We start from the raw sequence: 20,082 nt of genomic DNA, 5'->3' as shown, positions 1-20,082 counted from the left end.
CCATGAAAAGGATGCTCTGTCAACGGGATTTCAAGCCGCATTCATGCAAAAAACGGCGCCTCGAATTAAGGCGCCGTCTCCAGAAACTTGGCCGTCGGATTGCGTTCGATGGCCGTCCGCATCGCATATTCGTTTTCGAACAACGCAACATAGTTGTCCTTCTTGTCTTTCACCAGCGTCGAATTGATCCGGAATTTGGACGGATCGATTTTATCGTCCACAATCCAGCGCGCGAACTGGAACGGCATCCGGTGCAGCATGACTTCGACGCCGTACTCGGCCCGCATCCGGTACTCGAACACTTCGAACTGAAGCTGGCCGACGACGCCGAGAATCGTCTCGTCCGGGCCGCTGATCGAATGGAAGACCTGAATTGTCCCTTCTTCCGTCAACTGGTCGACGCCTTTCTGATATTGCTTGTGCTTGAGCGCATTTTTCACGGTCACCTTGGCGAACAGCTCGGGCGAAAATGTCGGCAGTTCATCGAAGATGATCTGGCCGCCCTGGCACAGCGAATCGCCGATTCGGAAGATGCCCGGGTCGAACAAGCCGATAATGTCGCCGGGATAGGCTGTTTCGACAATATCCCGATCCTGGGCGAGAAACTGCTGCGGCTGGGACAGCTTGATCTCTTTGCCCGCCCGCACATGCCGGACGGTCATTCCCCGCTCGAACCTTCCCGAGCAAATGCGCAAAAACGCGATGCGGTCGCGATGAGCCGGATTCATGTTGGCCTGGATTTTGAAAATATAGCCGGAAAACTTCTCGTCGGTCGGCTCGACCGGCCCTTCCGTACTGTTGCGCGGCGTAGGAGGCGGCGCCAACTGCAGGAAGTTCTCGAGAAACGTCTGGACTCCGAAATTGTTAATGGCGCTGCCGAAAAAGACCGGCGTCAGTTCGCCCGCCCGCACCTTCTCGTAATCGAACGGGTCTCCGGCCACGTCCAGCAGCTCCAGCTCCTGTTCGAGCTGCTCATGCAAATACGACCCCGCCATTTCGCGAATAAGCGGATCGTGGTAGTCCTGCACCTGACGGACGGAAATGGTCGAATGATCGTCTCCCTGGAACAGCTCCACCTGATTTTTCATCCGGTCGTAAACGCCGCACAGCTCGCGTCCCATGCCGATCGGCCAGTTCATCGGCACGGAACGGATGCCGAGCACCCGCTCGATCTCTTCCATCAGCTCAAACGGATTCCGGCCTTCGCGGTCCAGCTTGTTGACGAACGTGAAAATCGGAATGCCGCGCTTGCTGCATACCTGGAACAGCTTGATCGTCTGCGCCTCGACGCCTTTGGCGGCGTCAATCAGCATGACGGCGCTGTCGGCGGCCGTCAGCGTCCGGTACGTGTCTTCGCTGAAGTCCTGATGCCCCGGGGTGTCCAATATATTGACCCGATGGCCCTTGTAATCGAACTGCATGACGCTCGACGTGACCGAAATGCCGCGCTGCTTCTCGATTTCCATCCAGTCCGACGTCGCGTGCCGGTTCGCCTTGCGCGCCTTGACGCTGCCGGCAAGACGAATGGCTCCTCCGAACAGGAGGAGCTTCTCGGTTAATGTCGTTTTTCCTGCGTCGGGGTGGGAGATGATGGCGAACGTGCGCCGCTTCTCCACTTCCCGCTTCAACTCGTCGGTTAGCGTTTTGCTCATGCTTTGTGATAGTTCCCTTCGTTTCGATTGCTGTCCAAATCGAGAATTAACGATCCGCTTACGGCTTGCCGATCAGCAGCGCCCGCGCCGGCGCCGCTTCGATGCCGGTCAGCTTCAGGGGAGCGATCACCATGAAGTAGGTACCCGCCGGCACGTCCTTCAGCCGCAGCCCTTCGACAATGATGACATTGTTGCGGAACAGCGGCCGGTGCGTCGTATACTCCGGCTGAGCCCGCTCGATGCCGAGCCCGTCGGTGCCGACGCCGCGCACGCCGAGGTCGATCAAGTAGCGCGCGCCGTCTTCGCGTAGGAAGACAAAGTTCATATCGAATTCGTCGGAAAAGGAATTCCGCGTTTTCAGCAGCACCCAGTCCCCGCGCTGCAGACCGAACGGTTCGAGATCTTCCTTCGTCACCGCTTCCTGCACATGCGTCAGATCGAGCACTCTGGCATAGCCGACCAGTTCCTCAAGGCCGATCGTCTCGATCGTCGCGCCGTTCTCCAGCATATGCAGCGGGGCATCGACATGGGTGCCGCAATGCGCGTCCAGATCGATGCGCGATTCGTAAGCTCTGCCGTTCTGGAAATTTTGGACGTTGTAAATTTTCGGCTTCTTCTCTTCTTTATTTTTATAAACCTGCATCGACGGTTCGATGGTCATGGATATATCGTAAACTTTAAACATCTGCTCCATCCTCCTCGTAGAATGAGCGTCTGACGCGCATGCGAAAGATCACTTGCTGCTGTTCGTAACCCAGATGACGTTGTCCTCTTCCTGACCGTTGACCGGCCACCAGAAGAACCCGTCGTCTGCCAGCAGCTGATCCGCTTTCTGCGGTCCCCAGGTACCCGCCGGGTAGAAGGACAGATCGCTGTCGTCCTCACGCCATGCTTCGGCGATGCGATCGACGAACGCCCATGCCGCGGCCACCTCGTCCCAACGCGTGAAATAGGTGGAATCGCCGCGCGCCGCATCGTGGATCAGCCGTTCGTAAGCTTCCGGCGTATTGATGCCGACCATGCAACTTTGGCAAAATTCCATCGCCACCGGCTGCACCGCATTGTCGGAGCCGGGCTTCTTCGCATTGATCTTGATATAGATGCCTTCCATCGGATTGACGCGAATGACGAGCAGATTCGGCGACAGATCGTGCTTGCGCGCGAACAGCACATTTTCGGACATGTTCTTGAATTCGACGACGACTTCGGTCGTCTTGACCGGCAGCCGCTTGCCTGTGCGGATATAGAACGGCACGCCCGCCCAGCGCAAATTGTCAACGAACACCCTGGCGGCAAAATACGTCTCCGTTACGGAATCCGGCGCAACCGAATCCTCCTGGCGGTAGCCGACAAGCGGTTTCCCTTTCAAGGTTCCTTCGGCGTACTGGCCGCGAACGACGTTGCGCCTTACTTCTTCGCTGGACGAATACCCGCGCAGCGAACGCAGCACTTTCACCTTCTCGTCCCGGATATCTTCGGGATGAAGACGGCTCGGCGGCTCCATGGCGATCATCGTCAGCATTTGCAGCATATGGTTCTGCCCCATGTCCCGCAACGCGCCGGACTTGTCGTAATAGCCTCCGCGCTCTTCCACGCCGACCGTCTCCGACAGCGTGATCTGCACGTTCGCTATGTAGCGGTTGTTCCACAGCGGCTCGAAGAACGCGTTGGCAAACCGGATGACCTCGATGTTCTGCACCATTTCTTTGCCGAGGTAGTGGTCGATCCGGAAAATCTCTTCTTCCTTGAACACCTGACTGATCTGGGCGTTCAGCTTCTTCGCGGACTCCAGATCGTAACCGAAAGGCTTCTCGATGACGAGCCGGTGCCAGCCCGCGGATTCGAGCAGTCCGCCTTCCCGCATATTGAACGATACGGGACCGAACAGCTCGGGAGCGAGCGCCAAGTAAAACAGCCGATTGCCCGGAATGCCGAATTTGGCGTCGAGTTCCGCGCTCAGCGCGTTCAACTGCCGGAAGCCGTCCACATTATGAATATCGAGGGACATGTAGACGAAGTGTTCGGCAAAACGGTTCCACAATTCAGTGTCGTCGGCTTTGTATCGGCAAAATTCCGTAATGGAGTCATATACGTCCGAACGGAACTGTTCGTTCGTCCGGGGACGGCGGGCGAGTCCGACGACGGCGAAATTGTCGGCCAGCTTGCCCTCTTTATATAAACTGAAAAGCGCCGGAAAAAGCTTGCGGCGGGCGAGATCTCCCGTTGCCCCGAACAAATAGTAGACCGCGCCTTCGGCTGCCGTTTCCTGTTTGTTTTCGTAGATCATTGATCCCTCATTCTCTTCCTATGAATTTTTTAACGGCTGCAATGCGCCATGTTATGTAGTTTAGCATAATCCACACGCTTGCGCTATCGACCTATTCATAAAAAAAACTGATCACCTTCACAACTTCTTCTAATCACTTGCCGCATAATCGCCGGTAATAAGCGGGACGCCGGCGACAAGCGAAATCGTTCCGTCCGTCCGATCGGTATGAAGCGCAATTTGCAGATTGGCCGTCCGGCCGCGGCCAAGCGGCACGGAGGCGTGAAGCTGCCGTGTCCGATACGTCAGGCTGACCGTTCCGCCGTCTTCGTAGCGCTCCTCCAGCCGGGCATCCGCCCATGCGGCCAGCCGCTCGGCCGCCTGCGGCGAATCGGTTTCTCCCCGCACGCGGAAGCTTGCCGTTTGTTCGAACGCAGCTTCGGCGAGCAGCCGTCCGATTTCGGCAGCGGCGGCAAGCAGCCCGTCCCGTTCGCCCGCCCGCCGTTCGAACAATATGACCGCATCCTCCGGCTGTTCGCCCCGGCCATGCGATGGGAGCAGAAGCGTCAGCGTCCCGCCGTAAGCGGCCTTCGATCTTTTCGTTAGCGTACCCCGATCGCCGCCTTTCTCATCCAGGGGGGACAAACCGAGCCTGTCCGGCAGATGCCCGGCTTCGCCCGACTTCAGCCGCACATCCCAACGCAGCGACCAAATCCCGCCGGCAGCGCCCCGGACCAACAGCGGGTCGACCCAGTCCCACAGCGCCGCCATATCCTCCGTCATCCCATTAGGCGGCCCATTCTTCCCGGTGCCGCCGCCGTGATCGGCGGCGACAAGCGCCCAGACCGCCCCGGCAAGCAGCACGGCGAATGCCGCGGCAATCCCGATCCACCGCCTGCCCTTCTCATCCGTCTTCAACCGGCTGTCCGGCATGTCCCTCCTCCTTATATTCCGAACTTATATTCCGGATTTCGCCTGTTTTTTCATTTCCAACATAACTTTCTGCCTCGAAGCCCGTTATCCCTGCTCAAATGAAAAAGAACATCCCCCTGCGTTTTTTTGGGTATATACCTATACGTGCCAGCCCGTAGTTGAATACACTGCATGCATGAACGTTCATTGGAGGTGTCATGTCTTGCAACCTATATATCCGCTTCACGAAGATCATGTGAGGAAGTTTTGCGGCATGCCCGTATGTGTCGTCCTGAAAGACGGCAGCCGCCATGTCGGTATTTTGACAGATTGCAGTGACGGGAAAGTCATCCTGAACGGAGGGCCGGCCGGACCTGTCACACATTCCACCAGCAGGCCCCTGCAGCAGAAAGACGACAGGCAAAGGAGTAAGAAAGGAAAAAGAAAAGCGGTGCCGGAGCTGAAGCAGACCGCCAATACGCAAGCGTTGGGTTACGGGCCGTATGGAGGGTTCTTCGGGGGAAGGCTTATTTTCGATCTGGCGCTGATCTCCTTCCTGTTTCTGCTGCTGTAATACCGAAAGCCTGGATGCCTGTCGGATAAGCAAAACCGGCAATTCCAGGCTTTATTTACGCCTTCGACATGAATCGCAATCTTTTGCGTCAATTCGAAGGTAATATGGTGATATAGATAACAAAAAGGTAAGTGTTAAAAGGAGGGCTGTCGCGGTGAGAATTCCCCGTTTGCTGATGTATAACCGGTTAACCCGCAGCGAGCCGGTGCATCCGGTGATTCGCAGCGCCGCTTACGATTCGTTCGGCGAAAATGGGTTCGCAAATGATAGCCTGCATCCGCCTGACGCGAAGAGGTCCGCTTCGACCGAACGCAGCGGCGTCTTCGTCGGCATTCCCGCCGCGGATTGGGCCGGGGAGCTTGGCGAGACGGCAAGGCTGCCGTTCGTCCACGGAGCGCCGAACAGCCGCGCTGTCATTCTGAAACGATACGAATGGTCGCAATCTTACGAGCGGCTGCCGTTGCGCGGCCGCCATATCGACCGCCAGGGCTAGCCGTCTCCGGCCGGCGCTAGTCGGCCAGACCGTGCTTATGGGCGTAAATGGCGGCTTGCGTCCGGTCTTCGACGCCGAGCTTGTCAAAGATGTTCGTAATATGAAATTTGACCGTTTTAATGCCGATGAACAACTCGTCGGCAATTTCCTGATTCGATAGTCCTCTCGCCAACCCTTTGAGCACGTCCATTTCCCGTTCGGTCAGCTCCTCGTGAGGCGGTTTCTGGGCCGGCTGCTTCGGCTGACGGAAACGGTTCATCATTTTGGCCGCAACCTGGGATTCCAGCACCGACTGGCCGCGCGCGGCCGCGCGAATCGCGTCGGCGATTTCGGCCGCGCGCGACGTTTTGAGCAAATAGCTGAACGCCCCCGCCTCGATAACCGGATACAGTATGCTGTCGTCCAGATAGCTGGTCAGCACAATCACTTTGCAATCCGGATGCAGTTCAAGCAGCTGGCGCGTCGTCTCGACGCCGTCCATCCCGTCCATAACCAGATCCATCAACACCACATCGGGCTTATAAAGCTGTGCCAGCCTGATTCCTTCGCTGCCGCTGCTCGCTTCACCGACGACTTCGATGCCTTCTTCGGTATCCAATACGGCGGCAAGGCCGATCCGCACCATTTCATGATCATCGACCAGCAACACTTTAATCGCCTGTTCCAACGTTTCTGACACCTCTTTTTCTATTTGCCGCTACCGTAATCGTCGCGCCGGCCCGTTCCGTCGGCTCTCACCCAAATGTCGATCGTCGTGCCCCGGCCGGGTTCCGACATTAAGTGGAACGTGCCGCCAATTTCATGCACGCGTTCCTCCATCGTCAGCAAGCCGTACGAAGCCTGCTTCTTCTCTTCCGGATCGAATCCGATGCCGTTATCCCGCAGCGTCAGCCGAACCTGACCGCCGTAACGGACAAGTCTGATGTCCATACTGTCCGCTTTCGAGTGGCGAAGCGTATTGGACAGCGCCTCCTGGGCGATGCGAAACAGATGGTCTTCGGCCTGCGGATCGAGCCCGATCGTTTCGTCGATTTCGAGCGTAATTTTCATCGGCACTTTCTGCGCCAGTTCGCCGATCAAGGCCTGCAGCGCCTGACCGAGGTTTTTGCCGTCCAGATGCACCGGCCGCAAATGCAGAAGAAGCGCGCGCATTTCCGATTGGGCGACAGCGGCCATCTCCTCGATAAGCTGGACCTGGCGCTTGGCCCGTTCCCAATCCTTCTCCATCGTGCGGCCGACGGCCGTCGCGGTCATCGAGATGGCGAACAGTTGCTGGCTGACCGCGTCGTGAAGCTCCCGTGCCAGCCGCTGGCGCTCCTCGATAACGGCCGAAAATTTGACTTTCTCCTTCCAAACCTCGTCTTCCCCGTCATCCTCCGCATCACCGGAAACACCGTCATCCCCGCCGGAATCCAGCGTCACCTGCCGCTTCTTCTCCCGCTGGCTCAAACGTTTCAGCGCCTCTCTCAGCTTCAGTCCTTTCACATAGCTGTTGATCGCCGCGGCGACGAGGGCGATGGCAATAACCGCAAGGCCGATGACAGCCCCTTTCTGCTGCAGAACGAACAGCTCCACATACCCGAAGCCCTGCAGAACGATAACGAGCAGCCCCAAAATGACGAGCAGCCAGAGCAGCGTTTCCGCCGTATTCCGGCGCAGCGAATCATTTCTTTTGCTGTTCGGCTTTTTGGCAGCCATCGGTCTCCCCCTTCATATGTATGTTATATTACGAACAAGAAACGTTTTTGTTTCACAATCCGAATCCGCCCCGGCAACCGGCGCATAACGAAGCAAGCCAGGAAGGCTCCGGCGCTTCCATGGCTTGCTCCGCCTGTCTTCTACGTTATTCTTCGGTTTGCGCAGGCCGGATATTCAGCTTGTTTTTCAGCGCTTGCAGCTGCTCGTCGATCTTCAATTGCTTCTCGGCATCGATCGGCGAAGATACGGCGCCAACTTGCTGCGTGTAACGGTAAGGGGCGCGAAGAACGTCGGCTTCCGCTTCCATCTGCATAATTTTTTCTTCCATCCGCTGGAATCCGCGCGATGCCGAACCGCGGTCGAGCGTATTCGAGGCCGTAACTTGCGCCATCTGCTTCTTCGCTTTGGCCATTTGGGCGCGAGCGGCCAGCTCGTTGCGCTTGTTGCGGAGCTGATAGAATTCGTCCTTCATCTCATGCAGTTGCTGCAGCAGCTCATCGGCTTGCGATTTCGCTTCCAGGTGCAAGCTTTGATATTCTTCGATCTTCTGATCGAAGTACAGCTTCTCCTCCAGCATTTTGCGGGCCAGCTCTTCCTGGCCGCCGCGCAGCGCCGTTTCGGCCTTCGCTTCCCGGTCTGCGGCTCCGCGAACCGCTTCGTCCAAACGCTGCTTTATGCGGCGCTCGTTCGCCATCTGTTTGGCCACCGTCACTTCGGCCTGATGAATTTCCGCTTCCATATCGCGGAGATATTGGTTCAGCATGACGACCGGATCTTCCATTTTGTCCAACATTTCATGGATCGAAGCTTTCGTCATATCTCTCATTCGTTTGAAAATGCTCATATTACTTATCTCCCTTCTCTAATTTTGCCAGTTTGGCCTTCAATTCATCGATTTCCTTGCGCAGCGCCTTCTTCTCCAGATCGTCCATCATCGCATCGAAATCGGTTGACGCCGGTCCGGACCCGGCTCTGTGTTGATGTTGCCAGCCGCCTTGCCAGTGAGATCCCCCTTGCGGAGGATTCGTATACGGTCCGCCGGAATGCCCGAACCCTCCGTGGCCGCCGCCGAATCCGCGGTGACCGCCGCTGTAATCGCCAAAGCCGCCGTAACCGTCCGGGCCGGGTCCGTATCCGCCATAATAAGGCGGTTCTTTCGGTATGACGAGCGCAGCCAAGACGTAAATCAGGATGACCGCCCCGCTGGAAAATACCGCTGCTACGATCAGCAGAATTCTCAGGAGCGTCACATCGACATTGAGCATTTCGGATAAACCGCCGCAAATGCCGAATAATTTTTTGTTGTAGCGTGATCTGTACAGCTTCCTCATGACGTTGAGGGGCCTCCTTTCTCCAGCTTCCGCTTCAGCTGTTCAAGCTCGTGCTCGACAGCCGAAACGACCGACTGGCGGTTTGCATCCGTCCGGGTAAACGTCTCACCTCTTATCCGGCGAAGCTCGCTGAGACTTTGAGTCTCCAGTTCCAGATCGGTGATGCGGTCTTCCAGCGCGCGGAACATGCCTTCCGGCTTGCTCAGATCGGATCCGTATATCGCCGAGAACCGTTCGTTCATCCGGCGCTGCAGCCGCAGCGATTCCATTCTGGCCACGTAATATTCCCGCTTGTCGTATACGGTCTGGTATTCGCTGCGCAGCTTGGCCAGCTGCTCTTCCAGCTCCGACGTATTCAGTCTGGATTGTTCGTACAGCTCGCGGTATTGCGCCGCGCGTTCTTCGCTTGCAGCCTTCTCGTATAACGCGATGCGGGCCAAATTCTCCTCCCCGGCCTTCAAGGCGGTAATCGCCTGCTGCTCGCGTTTCTCCTTCTGCTGCTCCGCCTGCAGCCATTGCGCCTTCAGATGCTGGCTGTGAGCGGCATATTGCTGATAAAGACGTTCCGCCTGAATAATATCTTCGCGAGTGGCCCACAGAAACTGGTCGATCAACTTGACCGGGTCTTCTGCTTTTTCCAATCGTTCATTCAATGTTGCGACCGTAATGTCGCGGACTCTTCGCATGATGCTCATACGCTACCTCCTTGTCTCCGTCACCGGTTTCGTTCGTCAAAACACCCGCTTGTTCCTGAACAACGAAATTCCCCATACGATCATGCCGATCGCCAGCAGCAGCATGAAAAATCCGGCAAATTTGCCGAACAGCATAATTACGCCGACTACGGTAAGAACCGCTCCAACGATTTTGCTGTTGTTCACCCAGCCCAGAATACCGAGACCGATCAGGATGAAGGGGAATAAAAACCCGATGATGGAGCCGAGACTGATTCCGATGAAGTCGAGTACGATCAGTCCTCCAATAATGACCAGTATTGCGCCCAGCGCCGATTTTCCATTCATATTCCGGTCGTCACCGCCTTTCTTCATTTGCCATCCGCCGTCATCCGGCTATGGATTCAAGTTCTATCGCTTATGTCTACATTGTAGATGTTTTCGCTTCGTTTCAAAACAGACTTGCGGCGGTTTTGCGACCTAGACCCGGGTCGGGGACCCGCCATTCTGCGGTCGGATTGCGCAAGGGATGTCGCCGTTCAGATGCATCCCCTTGTCCCGCATCGCCGTCATCCAATTGCTTAATGGAAATACAAAGAGTCCAAAAGTTTTTCGTTTTTTAGTTATACCTGATAACTCTGTCATCCCGCTATTAGCTGTATGTTACAGGGAAATAAAGCGTTAGAACGAAAAGTAAAGACCGGGAATAGCAGACTAGAAAGCAAAGGTATCTCGACGGACTGTAATGTTTAAATATAGACGTTCGTTACGTTGCTCCCGTTATGCCTGTCATTTATGATGGGCTTAATCTAATTGAGTGCGAGTGATGATCGCGATAACGGTCTTCCAGATCATATCACAGGAGGGAATTTTCGCTCATGACCCATTCGGAATTTCCACCGGATCGCAGGCCAGTTCGGCCCCCCGCATTCGCGTCGGTGCGGGAGTACATCTCCCGCCACGACGACTTGAGCTTCTGGTGGCCGTACGTCGCCGAGATTCTGGAACGTCACGGTCTGGCCGACGCCGGACGGGAATCGGCGGCCGGAGTCGGCGGTACGTACCCGACGTTCATCTGCGGCGATTACGTGGTGAAGTTGTTCGGTTACGTCCAAGGTTGGCGTAAAAGTTACGAGACCGAACGCGCGGCGCTGGCTCTGGCCGCCACCGATCCGGAAATCGCCGCGCCGAGCCTGCTGGGAGAAGGGCGATTGTACGGCAATGCCGACGCCCCATGGCCATACCTGATCACCAGAAAGATGTCCGGGGTCTCCTGGCGGGATGCCGAACTGTCCGCCGAACAACGGCTTGCGGTCGCGGCGGACCTGGGAAGGCAGATACGGCGCGTGCACGCGCTGCGCCCGTCGGGCATTGCAACGGACGCAGACTGGCCGAGCCTGAACGTAGCGGCAGCCGCGGAGCGAAGCTCACTGCCGCCGCATCTGATCGAGCAGATTGACGATTACCTCGCCCGGCTCGGGCCGTTCGACCGCGTATTCGTCAACTCCGACGTGGTGGCTCTCCATGTGTTCGTGGAAAACGGCCGGCTCTCCGGAATCATCGACTGGGGCGACGCGATGGTAACCGATCGGCATTATGAGCTCATCCAGATTTATCGCGACTTGTTCGATTGCGACAAAGCGATGTTGCGGGTTTTTCTGGAGGCCAGCGACTGGCCGGTCAGCAAGAACTTTCCCCGTCAGGCGCTGGGGCTTGCACTGTACCGCCAGGCAGTGGGTTGTCGTCGTTGGCCTGGGATAGACGTCTTCGAGCCCATCGCAGCCCGATTCCCGCTGCAAGACATCGGCACTCTCGATGAGCTCGCGGCTGAGCTTTTCGCCTTCTAGTCCAGACAGGGCCGGCTTTTCAAAACAAAAGCAGCAAGCTCTTAAGAACGGAAATTTCCGTTTCTTAAGAGCTTTCCAGGGGATTGTATCAAGTTCCGCGGTCTTCGCTACGGTGCTAACGGCTCGACTTGCTTATAAAGAAACGTGCGTTCCGTACAGCCGGACGCCTTGCGCGCGAAGCCGCCGATGCAGCTCCGGAATCGGAATATCGGCGACGGCGGCGTTCTCCTCGATCGCGAGCGCCGCCGCGACTCCCGCGGCTTGCCCGAGCGCATAACAGGTCGGCTGCACGCGCATCGAGGACATCGCGACATGGGTGGCGCTGATCGCCCGCCCCGCCACGAGCAAGTTGTCGAGACCTACCGGCACCATACACCGGTAAGGGATATCGTAGCCGCTTACTTTGCGCTCGTCGGTCGTCTTTTTCCCGTCCGGGCTGTGAATGTCGATCTCGTAGTTCGTCTGCGCCACGACGTCGTCGAAGCGTCTACCGCTCGTCACATCGTCCTCGGTAAGGGTGTACAGCCCTTGAATCTGGTTGGTCTCCCGGACGCCGATCTGCCCCGGCACATGGGACAACGCGTACGTCTCAAAGCCGTTGCGCTGCAAATAGTGGGCTACCGAAAACACCTGCTTGAGCGCCTCCCGCTCGGCACGGCTGACGTCCGCGATCTTCGCGCCGTTGCCCTTCACCCGCGTCATATTGACAAGCAGCATGCCGTCCCCGTTGCGCTCCCAATACAGGCGCCGTCCCTGGGGAAGGTCGGAGACGTCGTTGTAGACCTCGCAGCCCTCGGGCAGCATCGGCGTCACCGGCTTTCCGGTATCCTGCATCATAAACATCAGCGTCATCGGCTGCGTCAGGCCGTCCTCCTCGCGCCCCGTCGTATACGGCACTCCGCATTCCACGGCCACTCTCGCGTCTCCCGTGCAGTCGATGAACTGCTCCGCGGCGAACGCGCGCAACCCTTCCCGTGACGACACGATGACCGCCCGCAGGCGGCCTTCCTCCCGAACCGCACCGACGAAGTCGACGTGGAAATATACTTCGACGCCTTCCTTCTTCATCTTCTCGTTCAAATAATGCCGGAGCAGAAACGGAGAATATTGCGGCGAAATCGATACGTCCTCCTGCGACGGCAAATAATCGGCCAGCATCTCCGCGATAATTTCCCGATAGATGCCCGTCACATTGCCGACAGGCATGAACACGCTCACATTGCCGAGCGTCCCCATCCCGCCTAATTGGCCCGATCGCTCCAGCAGCACGACCCGCTTCCCATTGCGCGCCGCGCTGATCGCAGCGGCCGTCCCCGCCGGACCGCCGCCAACGACGACGACCTCCGCGGCGTCGTATAAAGGAACTTGCTGCTCGAAACGGAATGACTTTTCAGCTGCACTCAAAATGTCCGCACCTCCATGAAGAAACCTTTTGGTTCATTATAGTTCAGTGCGAACTTACATTTTAGTTTCATTTTTGTTACACTTATGCTCAATTGAACCCCAATGAAAGCTCGGGAGAAAGGAGCAACCCGCCGTGCGCAGAAAAAAAGACGTCACCCTCCGGGACATTGCGGACGAGCTGCAGCTTACGGTGCATACGGTATCCAAAGCGCTTCGCGGGCTTCCCGGCATGTCCGAAGCGACGCGGAAAGCCGTGTTTATGACCGCCGCGCGGCTTGGCTACCGAACGAAAGAAAGAGAGCTCAGCCTTGGCTACGAAAAAATTCCGCTGCTGACGACCAACAGGCGGCGGTTCACGATTGTGCTGCTGCAGGATACCCCCTTCTACCGAACGCAGCTGCAAGGCGTGCAGGAACGGCTCCACGAGCTCGGCCACACCTTGACGGCACATGTCCTCCCGGAATTCACAGACGGACCGAAGCAGCTGGAACGGTGGCTGGAGCAAGCCGAATTGACGTACTCCGACGGACTGTTCGTCCCTCCCGCCATGCCGGAGCCTATGGAATCCGTTCTGCTCAGGCTTCCGATGCCGAAGGTGCTTATCAGCTACCCGCCTCCGGCCGCACCGGTGGACAGCGTCATCTGGGACGTCGAAACGGCGATACACCAGTCCGTCGATCATCTCGTCGCCAAAGGCCATCGGCGGCTGCTGTACATTGGCGACATCAGGTCGCGCCGCGGCTTTCGCCTGCGCTGGAGCGCCTTTCAGGCCGCGCTGCGGCGGCACGGCATCGAAGCGGCGGACGAACCGATGACGGAGCTGCCGACGACGCCGGAGCAGTGGCGAAAGGAGCTCGAGGAACGGCTGCGGAGCGGCGGTTATACGGCGATCCTGCACGCCACCGGAAATACGTTGAATACGCTTCTGTTCGTGCTGCAGTCGTTAGGCTTGTCCGTACCGAACGATATCTCGCTCGTCTCGATGCCGGATCTCGAGGACCCGCGCTTCCCGCAGCTCTCAAGACCTTCTCTGCTCATCCGGGAGACCGGGAGACGCGCCGCCGAGCGCCTCCTGTGGCGCATCGCCAATCCCGCCGAGCCTTACGAGCATACGAGACTCGCCGGTACGTTCATCGCCGGAGAAACCGTCGCCGATCTGACCCGCTGACCGCACCCCGGCGGTCCGGTGCTGCGGTGTTTCGACGACCGGACCGCTCCTTGGCGATTTGCCTGGCAAATTTATTAGCCATCCGTATCGAGCGCGCTTTCGCGCCGAGCATCTTCTCTGCGCAGCCGTCAATCCGAATGAGGGGCCGCCTTATCCGCTACGACAGAAAGGATAACGTTATGCTCCAGCCATGCTTTCAACGCGCACAGAACCATAGTGAATCCGCCCATCGAATCGATCGCTTCCGCGACAACGTCATCTCCGTCCCCCTTAAATCCGGCATTTATAATGTTCACGTACGTGCTATCGTCGCCTACGGGCGTGAACGTCCATTCGACAGAGGTCCAATCGGGCGGCGACCAACGGATCGAAATTCTCCGGTCGCGCTCCACTTCCAGTACGTCCACATCCGTACCGACGCCATACATTTCCCATTCCCATCGTACGCGCTTGCCGGCTTCCAGCTTTCCGCTACTTTTGGTAAACCAAAATTTTGTCGTAACCGAAGGGTCGATAAATGCATCGAACACCTCCCGCACCGGCCTGCGGATCAGCATGCCTGTCCGGACCACTGGTTCCTGCTTTAAACTTTTCATGGCGATCGCTCCTCATGGATTTTCTTCATGCCATTTCACGAGCATCCCTGTAATCGTCGCCCGCCAGAAGCGTCATGACACCTTCCAGAACATCAAACAGTTCTTCGTTCTCTTCGTGCGCATGCGCTCCCGGTCCGTTGCTAAAGGCTCTCTTCTTTCCAATGATTGCAGTTTCATTATAATTCAATCCAACACTCTCGCATACTTGAAATATTGAAACAACCGATGGGACGCGCGCGCCGCGGGTCGGCGACAACAAAAAAGAAGCCTGCCGTATCACGTCAAGCTTCTTCATCGCCCTTGATGTCCAATCTTCAGGACGCCGCCTTGTTAACCCGTTTGCAGTTTTTTGGGCAAGTCAGATACGTGCCCGTAAACTCCAACCGGTGATCCTTCACCAGGAAACCATATTCCCGCTCCAGTCTTTTCTCCAATTCCAACAGCCAGTCTTCTTTGATCTCCTTCATTTTGCCGCACACGGAGCAGATCAAATGATGATGCATATGCTCATGATCATCGTTGCGGAGATCGAAACGAGCCACTCGATCGCCGAAATTCATTTTTTCGACGATGTGCAGATCGGTCAGAAGCTCCAGCGTCCGATAAACCGTGGCCAGTCCGATTTCAGGATGTTTTTGTTTTACGCGCAAAAATATTTCCTCGGCGCTCATATGGTTCGCTTCATTTTCCAGCAACACCCGAACGGTCGCTTCCCGTTGCACCGTTAATTTGTAATTGTTGCTCATCAATTGCTGGCTGATTTTCGCCAATTGTTCCGTTACGTTCACGAAGCAGCTCCTCCTTTGGGCAGAGCATGTTTTTGTCAACCGAAGGAAAAGATCAAAGACTTGAACTTATCATAACGTATATGCCGAAACGAATCAAAAGAAACACCTTTGTCAGTTTCTGCAAAACAAGAGGAGGACTGTAAACCGACGTCTTTTTTCCGGATCTTCAAATTCGCCAAGGCGAAGTTACATATCGAGCATATCAACGCCATTACACCACAGGCCAAGGATCGCTTAAAGCGGCTCTGGGTAATGTTTCAAGACCGCCTGGTGATCGAGCTGCGGCTGTCTGAATCACGTGTTCACCATTCGCGAGTACCGACAGCTCGGACCCGGTGACACGCTCTCGTATAATGGCACGATCTACACGCTGGCCAACCCCGCTGAAACGAAGATGACAGTCGAAGTACGATAAACACTATCGGGCGAAGTTCTCTTGTGGCATCTGGGCCAACCGCTGACACTGAAATTTGTTGTTATTCTGAGATCATGTCACCATGGGACAAGAGACGTTGACATTCCGCTCGAAGCGAAGAAAATAAATTTATCCTGTTGCAAAATTTAGCCGAATGCTGTCAATAATACGGCAACTGTATTAAACATACCATGCACAATCATTCCCGGAATAACCGAGCCTGTCCGTTCATAGGCCCACGCAAAAATGACGCCGCTAATAAAATTCACCGGCATGGCATTCAAGGTAGGGTAGTGTGCAGCAGTAAAGATCAGAGAGCTAATTACGATTCCCCACACAATGCCTGTACGTGTCCGCAGCCATCGATACATAAAGCCGCGATAAAAAATTTCTTCATATACAGGAGAGACGAATCCCGCGGATAAAATACCAAGCAAAACTGTGAACCAGGTAACCTGCTCTTTCAACGCCTCTGTTTTACTATTTTCCACCGTATTTCCGAAGTAGCCCGTAATGACGACTGCCGCTATGCTGAGCGCAGTAAGTATCAGAAACCAACTGACAATGCGCCATCCGTCTTTGGCGGGAAAACTCCGCAGCCCTACCTCCTTCCAGGATTGTCTGCGGGGGCGAAGAACAATCACATATAATCCCGTCAACAGCACAATCGCAATCGTTAGTCCGGTCAATGTCCCCGCATACAAGGAGGAAACGAACCATTTTTCATATAACGACTGCACTCCGTGCTTGACAACGAAGATAACGAATCCGAATTCGAGTATCAACAAAGCTACGAACTCACGCCAAGTCCACCCATCCCTTTGCTTCCATTGTTCTTCTCTCTGCATTTCTGATCCTCCAGTGATATTGTGATATAATTTAATAGTATATTAGGTTACGTAACGTCACTTGCAAGCCTTATTTGCCAGGAGGAAAAACGTGCGCAGATGGACAACCGGACAAATATCCAGACAGCGAAATATATCAGTCCGAACTTTGCGGTATTACGATCAGATTGGATTGCTGTGTCCGAGTGAGAAGGACGAGCATGGAAGGCGTTATTATTCCGAAGAGGACTTGTTTACTCTGGAGAAAATCACGCTGCTCAAATCTTTAGCGTTACCGCTCGAGGAAATTGCACAAATGCTGAATAAAGTTTCATATCGGGAAGTGTTGATTGCCCATCACAATTACCTTCAAGAACAACTAATCTCTCTGCAGACCAGTATTGCCAATACGGCCTCTCTCATCAATATGATCGATCTGGAGGGGTCTTTGTCTTGGGAACGTGTGTCCAGTCTGGTCAAGCAAGCACAATCCGTCCCTAAAAGGTGGAAAGATTACTTTCATGAAGATGAGCTGGCTTTCCTCCAGAAATCCCTTCCGGCTCTGGAGAGCAGCGACCGATTGACACAGCAGTACGTCTCTCTTCTTCGTCGCATCGAATGGTGTCTCGACAATTCTATTGCTCCGCAGTCAAGTCAAGGGTTGGAGATCGCCAACCAATTAATTCAATTGTCTAACGAAACCTTTGGCGGAAATCAGGATCTGGCGGACAAATTTTGGGAGGTTCGCAAACTTCCGGCTGAGGAGTCGGGTTTGTATCCCATCACAGAAGAAGTGTTGAGCTTTGTGGAGCAGAGCATTGCGTATGCCGAGCAAAGGAACAAGAACCTGCCCAATATTCATGCGCGCACAAACAATAAAAAGAAAAACCCGAGCATCGAAAACTTTTGATCCTGGTCCGAATGGAAAAACTATTCTAGATCTATATCCTCCTATGGATGTAACAGATGTTAGCCACTACATGGTATAAACTGGGGTTAGCACAAATGTGGTTAAATTCGCTTAATTAAAGTTCTTCAACGTTACAAAAGATGGAAATGGCCGCTCAGGAGCTTGTTCCTGAACGGCCGTTTTCGTTTTTGGCTCTCATCCGGCACTCCTGGAAGCTCTTTGGCCTGCTTTATTACGCAAATCTACCGCAGGCAAGGCCGAAACGGCAGATCGCTCGAGAAGCTGAACCGCGCGATAGAGGTTGCACTCGCCCAAAGATATATGCGGACGCTGACGGATGAAGGAGAGGCGCTGATCCCTTTACTTCAGGATTATATCTCATTGCGGGAACCGGCAATCGGAGTATTTCAACCGCGATGTCGATTTCCATGGAAACCGTTATAAGACATTGCAGACATATTTACCGAAAGCTTGGAGTACGGAATCGGAAACAGCTTGCTGAACAATATTCCAACCGCGGTGAAGACAAGGAACCTTTCACGCTCCGGGAGACAAGTTCGGCCCGTTCATCCGCGAATTGAAAGGAAAGAACGAACAGCTTGAGACGGAGTTCAGGCGCAAAAACCGTATGGCTTCCCTTTGTGCTAAGCAAAGAAGATCCTCTGGTACTTGCCGTTTTAGCTTTCCCTTTTTAGCCGTGAAGAATCCGACAGCGGAAAAGCACTCGTCGGCTTGTATCTGGTAAGATTAATGGGACTTCAATCTGCAGCACTTTCAACGAGTCAGCACTACAATTTTTCCCGTCAATAAATAAAACCCTAGGTATCCAAAATTCTTTAACCTAGGGTTTACGTTTCATGTATGGTGCTGGTGAAGGGACTTGAACCCCCACTCCGTTGCCGGAAGCGGATTTTGAGTCCGCCGCGTCTGCCATTCCGCCACACCAGCTTTTAAAGAAAATGGCGTGCCCTAAGAGATTCGAACTCCTGACCTTTTGATTCGTAGTCAAACGCTCTATCCAGCTGAGCTAAGGGCACACAAGGATAAATGGAGGCGCCACCCAGATTCGAACTGGGGGTAAAGCTTTTGCAGAGCTCTGCCTTACCACTTGGCTATGGCGCCAAATAAAAATGGAGCGGAAGACGGGAATCGAACCCGCGACCCTCGCCTTGGCAAGGCGATGCTCTACCGCTGAGCCACTTCCGCAAAATGGCTGGGGATCTAGGATTCGAACCTAGGCATGACGGAGTCAAAGTCCGTTGCCTTACCGCTTGGCTAATCCCCAGTATCAAAAGATGGGGCGGTTGAAGGGAATTGAACCCTCGAATGTCGGAATCACAATCCGATGCGTTAACCACTTCGCCACAACCGCCATACAAGGCAACTGGCAGGGGCAGCAGGAATTGAACCCACACTAACGGTTTTGGAGACCGCTGTTCTACCTTTAAACTATGCCCCTAAGGGAACTGGTGGAGGATGATGGATTCGAACCACCGAACTCGTAAGAGAACAGATTTACAGTCTGCTGCGTTTGGCCACTTCGCTAATCCTCCACGATGGTGCCGGCGAGAGGACTTGAACCCCCAACCTACTGATTACAAGTCAGTTGCTCTACCAATTGAGCTACACCGGCGTATTCGATTTGTCTCATGGTGGCTCGGGACGGAATCGAACCGCCGACACGAGGATTTTCAGTCCTCTGCTCTACCAACTGAGCTACCGAGCCAAATAGGTGGCGGAGCTGACGGGATTCGAACCCGCGTTCTCCTGCGTGACAGGCAGGCATGTTAGGCCTCTACACCACAGCTCCGCAGCAGCGTTGCTCGGATCGCTCCGAATTTCATTTGGTTGCGGGGGCAGGATTTGAACCTGCGACCTTCGGGTTATGAGCCCGACGAGCTACCGGACTGCTCCACCCCGCGTCATTCTCAAGTGGTGGACGCTGACGGGATCGAACTCCCGACCCTCTGCTTGCAAGGCAGGCGCTCTCCCAGCTGAGCTAAGCGTCCATTACGACGACTCTATTATGATACCGTATAATCGCCGTTGATTTCAAGTTTTTTTTGAAATTTTTTTGGTGACCCGTAGGGGATTCGAACCCCTGTTACCTCCGTGAAAGGGAGGTGTCTTAACCCCTTGACCAACGGGCCACAACTGCAGCCTGACAATATGTCAGCCGGTTTGAGGAAACTGGCGGAGAGCGAGGGATTCGAACCCTCGATACGCGGTTAACGTATACACGATTTCCAATCGTGCTCCTTCGACCACTCGGACAGCTCTCCGTATGGCTCCCCGAACAGGACTCGAACCTGTGACAACTCGGTTAACAGCCGAGTGCTCTACCGACTGAGCTATCGGGGAACGTTAACTCGGGGCTTGCGCCCTGAAAACTGAATGCGAATGTCTGCGTCTAACCCTCTGCTTGTCATGCTTCTTAGGATAAGCCCTCGACCGATTAGTATTCGTCAGCTCCACGCATTGCTGCGCTTCCACCTCGAACCTATCGACCTGGTCGTCTTCCAGGGGT

General features: G+C 55.2%; 21 protein-coding genes, 16 tRNA genes, 1 rRNA gene and 1 pseudogene. 7 read left to right on the top strand and 32 right to left on the bottom strand.

Annotated elements, in window-relative coordinates; all coding sequences use genetic code 11:
• Window positions 1-65 precede the first annotated feature (65 nt).
• The 4 genes from ABEV74_RS21785 to ABEV74_RS21770 form a co-directional block, all read right to left on the bottom strand.
• On the bottom strand, window positions 66-1,652 hold the full coding sequence (locus tag ABEV74_RS21785) for a peptide chain release factor 3 (RefSeq protein WP_062495236.1): 1,587 nt from the start codon (window positions 1,650-1,652) through the stop codon (window positions 66-68).
• Between the two features lie 58 nt (window positions 1,653-1,710).
• Window positions 1,711-2,337: a cyclase family protein gene (locus tag ABEV74_RS21780; protein WP_213528597.1), complete on the bottom strand. Its 627-nt coding sequence runs from the start codon at window positions 2,335-2,337 to the stop codon at window positions 1,711-1,713.
• A 48-nt stretch (window positions 2,338-2,385) separates the two neighbouring features.
• Window positions 2,386-3,939, bottom strand: a complete 1,554-nt coding sequence (gene zwf / locus ABEV74_RS21775; RefSeq protein ID WP_430149556.1) for a glucose-6-phosphate dehydrogenase — start codon at window positions 3,937-3,939, stop codon at window positions 2,386-2,388.
• A 129-nt stretch (window positions 3,940-4,068) separates the two neighbouring features.
• Window positions 4,069-4,851, bottom strand: a complete 783-nt coding sequence (locus tag ABEV74_RS21770) for a YwmB family TATA-box binding protein (RefSeq protein WP_430149553.1) — start codon at window positions 4,849-4,851, stop codon at window positions 4,069-4,071.
• A gap of 202 nt (window positions 4,852-5,053) precedes the next feature.
• On the opposite strand from ABEV74_RS21770, the gene ABEV74_RS21765 reads away from it, so the two are divergent.
• Together ABEV74_RS21765 and ABEV74_RS21760 are read left to right on the top strand one after the other, a co-directional pair.
• Window positions 5,054-5,404 (top strand): hypothetical protein, encoded by a 351-nt coding sequence (locus ABEV74_RS21765; protein WP_213528595.1) that lies wholly within the window; start codon window positions 5,054-5,056, stop codon window positions 5,402-5,404.
• A gap of 154 nt (window positions 5,405-5,558) precedes the next feature.
• Window positions 5,559-5,897 carry a hypothetical protein gene (locus ABEV74_RS21760; RefSeq protein WP_430149549.1) on the top strand — a complete coding sequence of 113 codons (339 nt, stop codon included), beginning with the start codon at window positions 5,559-5,561 and terminating at the stop codon, window positions 5,895-5,897.
• A gap of 16 nt (window positions 5,898-5,913) precedes the next feature.
• Here the strand turns inward: ABEV74_RS21760 and ABEV74_RS21755 are convergent, their stop codons facing one another.
• The 6 genes from ABEV74_RS21755 to ABEV74_RS21730 form a co-directional block, all read right to left on the bottom strand.
• Window positions 5,914-6,564 (bottom strand): response regulator transcription factor, encoded by a 651-nt coding sequence (locus tag ABEV74_RS21755; RefSeq protein WP_430149546.1) that lies wholly within the window; start codon window positions 6,562-6,564, stop codon window positions 5,914-5,916.
• 20 nt (window positions 6,565-6,584) lie between these two features.
• On the bottom strand, window positions 6,585-7,595 hold the full coding sequence (locus tag ABEV74_RS21750) for a sensor histidine kinase (RefSeq protein ID WP_430149544.1): 1,011 nt from the start codon (window positions 7,593-7,595) through the stop codon (window positions 6,585-6,587).
• 145 nt (window positions 7,596-7,740) lie between these two features.
• Window positions 7,741-8,439 (bottom strand): PspA/IM30 family protein, encoded by a 699-nt coding sequence (locus tag ABEV74_RS21745; protein ID WP_430149542.1) that lies wholly within the window; start codon window positions 8,437-8,439, stop codon window positions 7,741-7,743.
• 1 nt (window position 8,440) lies between these two features.
• Entirely contained in the window at window positions 8,441-8,926 is a 486-nt protein-coding gene (locus ABEV74_RS21740; RefSeq protein WP_430149540.1) for a PspC domain-containing protein, read from the bottom strand.
• Window positions 8,923-9,621, bottom strand: a complete 699-nt coding sequence (locus ABEV74_RS21735; protein ID WP_062495255.1) for a PspA/IM30 family protein — start codon at window positions 9,619-9,621, stop codon at window positions 8,923-8,925. The genes ABEV74_RS21740 and ABEV74_RS21735 overlap by 4 nt, the downstream gene beginning before the upstream one ends.
• 36 nt (window positions 9,622-9,657) lie before the next feature.
• A complete protein-coding gene (locus ABEV74_RS21730; RefSeq protein ID WP_235593226.1) occupies window positions 9,658-9,975 on the bottom strand; it encodes a LiaF transmembrane domain-containing protein in 318 nt (105 codons plus the stop codon).
• Between the two features lie 503 nt (window positions 9,976-10,478).
• On the opposite strand from ABEV74_RS21730, the gene ABEV74_RS21725 reads away from it, so the two are divergent.
• Complete coding sequence (locus ABEV74_RS21725; protein ID WP_430149537.1) at window positions 10,479-11,447, top strand: phosphotransferase family protein; 969 nt, start codon at window positions 10,479-10,481, stop codon at window positions 11,445-11,447.
• Between the two features lie 132 nt (window positions 11,448-11,579).
• On the opposite strand, the gene ABEV74_RS21720 is transcribed toward ABEV74_RS21725, so the two are convergent.
• On the bottom strand, window positions 11,580-12,851 hold the full coding sequence (locus ABEV74_RS21720) for an FAD-dependent oxidoreductase (RefSeq protein WP_430149534.1): 1,272 nt from the start codon (window positions 12,849-12,851) through the stop codon (window positions 11,580-11,582).
• A 133-nt stretch (window positions 12,852-12,984) separates the two neighbouring features.
• On the opposite strand from ABEV74_RS21720, the gene ABEV74_RS21715 reads away from it, so the two are divergent.
• Window positions 12,985-14,019, top strand: coding sequence for a LacI family DNA-binding transcriptional regulator (locus ABEV74_RS21715; RefSeq protein WP_430149531.1), 1,035 nt, complete (start codon window positions 12,985-12,987; stop codon window positions 14,017-14,019).
• A gap of 128 nt (window positions 14,020-14,147) precedes the next feature.
• Here the strand turns inward: ABEV74_RS21715 and ABEV74_RS21710 are convergent, their stop codons facing one another.
• The 3 genes from ABEV74_RS21710 to fur are packed head-to-tail and all read right to left on the bottom strand — an operon-like array spanning window position 14,148 to window position 15,403.
• Window positions 14,148-14,615, bottom strand: a complete 468-nt coding sequence (locus ABEV74_RS21710) for an SRPBCC family protein (RefSeq protein WP_430149528.1) — start codon at window positions 14,613-14,615, stop codon at window positions 14,148-14,150.
• Between the two features lie 25 nt (window positions 14,616-14,640).
• Window positions 14,641-14,910 (bottom strand): cupin domain-containing protein, encoded by a 270-nt coding sequence (locus ABEV74_RS21705; RefSeq protein ID WP_430149525.1) that lies wholly within the window; start codon window positions 14,908-14,910, stop codon window positions 14,641-14,643.
• Window positions 14,911-14,929: 19 nt separating this feature from the next.
• Window positions 14,930-15,403, bottom strand: a complete 474-nt coding sequence (gene fur / locus ABEV74_RS21700; RefSeq protein ID WP_442950678.1) for a ferric iron uptake transcriptional regulator — start codon at window positions 15,401-15,403, stop codon at window positions 14,930-14,932.
• A 93-nt stretch (window positions 15,404-15,496) separates the two neighbouring features.
• Here fur and ABEV74_RS21695 point away from each other — a divergent pair.
• Window positions 15,497-15,815, top strand: a pseudogene (locus ABEV74_RS21695) (ISNCY family transposase); the annotation flags it as partial.
• A 149-nt stretch (window positions 15,816-15,964) separates the two neighbouring features.
• On the opposite strand, the gene ABEV74_RS21690 reads toward ABEV74_RS21695, so the two are convergent.
• Window positions 15,965-16,666 (bottom strand): CPBP family intramembrane glutamic endopeptidase, encoded by a 702-nt coding sequence (locus ABEV74_RS21690; protein ID WP_430149522.1) that lies wholly within the window; start codon window positions 16,664-16,666, stop codon window positions 15,965-15,967.
• A 91-nt stretch (window positions 16,667-16,757) separates the two neighbouring features.
• On the opposite strand from ABEV74_RS21690, the gene ABEV74_RS21685 reads away from it, so the two are divergent.
• Both ABEV74_RS21685 and ABEV74_RS21680 read left to right on the top strand, forming a co-directional pair.
• Complete coding sequence (locus ABEV74_RS21685; protein ID WP_430149519.1) at window positions 16,758-17,555, top strand: MerR family transcriptional regulator; 798 nt, start codon at window positions 16,758-16,760, stop codon at window positions 17,553-17,555.
• 380 nt (window positions 17,556-17,935) lie between these two features.
• Window positions 17,936-18,136, top strand: a complete 201-nt coding sequence (locus ABEV74_RS21680) for a LuxR C-terminal-related transcriptional regulator (protein WP_430149569.1) — start codon at window positions 17,936-17,938, stop codon at window positions 18,134-18,136.
• A 281-nt stretch (window positions 18,137-18,417) separates the two neighbouring features.
• On the opposite strand, the gene ABEV74_RS21675 is transcribed toward ABEV74_RS21680, so the two are convergent.
• The 17 genes from ABEV74_RS21675 to ABEV74_RS21595 form a co-directional block, all read right to left on the bottom strand.
• A tRNA-Leu gene (locus ABEV74_RS21675) sits at window positions 18,418-18,503 on the bottom strand.
• 12 nt (window positions 18,504-18,515) lie between these two features.
• Window positions 18,516-18,592 (bottom strand) — tRNA-Arg (locus tag ABEV74_RS21670).
• A gap of 11 nt (window positions 18,593-18,603) precedes the next feature.
• A tRNA-Cys gene (locus ABEV74_RS21665) sits at window positions 18,604-18,677 on the bottom strand.
• A 9-nt stretch (window positions 18,678-18,686) separates the two neighbouring features.
• A tRNA-Gly gene (locus tag ABEV74_RS21660) sits at window positions 18,687-18,761 on the bottom strand.
• Between the two features lie 4 nt (window positions 18,762-18,765).
• Window positions 18,766-18,840, bottom strand: a tRNA-Gln gene (locus tag ABEV74_RS21655).
• 11 nt (window positions 18,841-18,851) lie between these two features.
• Window positions 18,852-18,927: transfer RNA gene (locus tag ABEV74_RS21650), tRNA-His, on the bottom strand.
• Between the two features lie 13 nt (window positions 18,928-18,940).
• Window positions 18,941-19,014: transfer RNA gene (locus ABEV74_RS21645), tRNA-Trp, on the bottom strand.
• Window positions 19,015-19,022: 8 nt separating this feature from the next.
• Window positions 19,023-19,108: transfer RNA gene (locus ABEV74_RS21640), tRNA-Tyr, on the bottom strand.
• 4 nt (window positions 19,109-19,112) lie between these two features.
• Window positions 19,113-19,188, bottom strand: a tRNA-Thr gene (locus ABEV74_RS21635).
• A 17-nt stretch (window positions 19,189-19,205) separates the two neighbouring features.
• Window positions 19,206-19,281, bottom strand: a tRNA-Phe gene (locus tag ABEV74_RS21630).
• A gap of 7 nt (window positions 19,282-19,288) precedes the next feature.
• Window positions 19,289-19,365: transfer RNA gene (locus tag ABEV74_RS21625), tRNA-Asp, on the bottom strand.
• A gap of 35 nt (window positions 19,366-19,400) precedes the next feature.
• Window positions 19,401-19,477, bottom strand: a tRNA-Met gene (locus ABEV74_RS21620).
• An 11-nt stretch (window positions 19,478-19,488) separates the two neighbouring features.
• Window positions 19,489-19,564, bottom strand: a tRNA-Ala gene (locus ABEV74_RS21615).
• A gap of 66 nt (window positions 19,565-19,630) precedes the next feature.
• Window positions 19,631-19,705, bottom strand: a tRNA-Glu gene (locus tag ABEV74_RS21610).
• 41 nt (window positions 19,706-19,746) lie between these two features.
• A tRNA-Ser gene (locus tag ABEV74_RS21605) sits at window positions 19,747-19,837 on the bottom strand.
• A 3-nt stretch (window positions 19,838-19,840) separates the two neighbouring features.
• Window positions 19,841-19,916, bottom strand: a tRNA-Asn gene (locus ABEV74_RS21600).
• Window positions 19,917-19,990: 74 nt separating this feature from the next.
• Window positions 19,991-20,082: ribosomal RNA gene (locus ABEV74_RS21595) — 23S ribosomal RNA — on the bottom strand; the annotation flags it as partial.

Origin of the sequence: Paenibacillus cisolokensis (genome assembly GCF_050481165.1) — a bacterium.
GTDB classification, from domain to species: domain Bacteria; phylum Bacillota; class Bacilli; order Paenibacillales; family Paenibacillaceae; genus Paenibacillus_AH; species Paenibacillus_AH cisolokensis.
This window is presented reverse-complemented; position numbering and strand designations above follow the sequence as displayed.